Origin of the sequence: Frankia tisae, assembly GCF_025403405.1 — a bacterium.
Taxonomy (GTDB): Bacteria; Actinomycetota; Actinomycetes; order Frankiales; family Frankiaceae; genus Frankia; species Frankia tisai.
Map to the genome: position 1 here is coordinate 1 of NZ_JANEZT010000685.1, position 1,425 is coordinate 1,425.

Annotated in this window: 1 protein-coding gene; it reads left to right on the top strand. The window is 71.6% G+C overall.

Translation table 11 applies throughout. From position 1 onward, the window contains the following. On the top strand, window positions 1-1,325 hold a 1,325-nt coding region (locus tag NBZ85_RS31100; protein WP_261563420.1), incomplete at its 5' end, for a WD40 repeat domain-containing protein. Window positions 1,326-1,425 lie beyond the last annotated feature (100 nt).

Consider the following 1,425-nt stretch of genomic DNA (forward strand, 5'->3'; position numbering starts at 1 on the left):
CCGCGGCAGACCGCAACACCTCCCGCCATCCCGATCTCGCGCGCCGCCTGGCGATCGCCGCCTACCGCACCGCCCCTACCCCCCAGGCCCGCACCGCCGTGCTGCACCTGCTCGCCACCGACCAGCCCCTGGCCGCCCTCACCGGCCACATCGGCATCGTCACCACGGTGGTGTTCAGTCCGGACAGCAACCTCCTGGCCACCGCCAGCAACGACGACACCGTACGGCTGTGGGATACGGCGGACGGCGGCCCGGACGTCCAGCCCCTGGCCACCCTCACCGGCCACACCGACAGCGTCCGCGGGGTGGCGTTCAGCCCGGACGGCACCCTTGTGGCCACCGCCAGCGGCGACGGCACCGCGCGACTGTGGGATACAACGGCCCGCGGTGCGGACGTCCAGCCCCTGACGATCTTCACCGGCCACGCCGGCAGCGTCCGCGGGGTGGCGTTCAGCCCGGACGGCACCCTTGTGGCCACCGCCAGCGGCGACCACACCGTACGGCTGTGGGATACGGCGGCGCGCGGTGCGCACGTCCAGCCCCTGGCCATCTTCACCGGCCACACCGACATCGTCACCGGGGTGGCGTTCAGCCCGGACGGCACCCTCCTGGCCACCGCCAGCGGCGACCACACCGCACGGCTGTGGGATACAACGGCCCGCGGCCCGGACATCCAGCCCCTGACGACCTTCACCGGCCACACCGACATCGTCACCGGGGTGGCGTTCAGCCCGGACGGGAAACTCCTGGCCACCGCCAGCGACGACCACACCGCACGGCTGTGGGATACAACGGCCCGCGGTGCGCACGTCCAGCCCCTGGCCACCCTCACCGGCCACACCGACAGCGTCCGCGGGGTGGCGTTCAGTCCGGACGGCACCCTTGTGGCCACCGCCAGCGACGACCACACCGCACGGCTGTGGGATACAACGGCCCGCGGTGCGCACGTCCAGCCCCTGACGATCTTCACCGGCCACGCCGGCAGTGTCACCGGGGTGGCGTTCAGCCCGGACGGGAAACTCCTGGCCACCAGCAGCGACGACAACACCGCACGGCTGTGGGATACAGCAGCCCGCGGTGCGCACGTCCAACGCCTGGCCGCCCTCGCCGCCCACACCGGCAGTGTCACCGGGGTGGCGTTCAGCCCGGACGGGAAACTCCTGGCCACCAGCAGCGACGACGACACCGCACGGCTGTGGGATATGGACCCCGGCCACCTCACCGCCATCGCCTGCACGACGAAAACCAGCGAACTCACCGCAGCCGAATGGAAAGCCGTGCTCCCCACAATCCCCTACAACCCGTCATGCTCCACGAGGGCCTGAAAGGGGCCGGGACCGTCCCGGCAACCAGTACCTTCAACGCCTCACCGGCGACCGGTGAGACCCGGCCGACACCCAACGTTCAATCCCGGCCGTTTCCCAC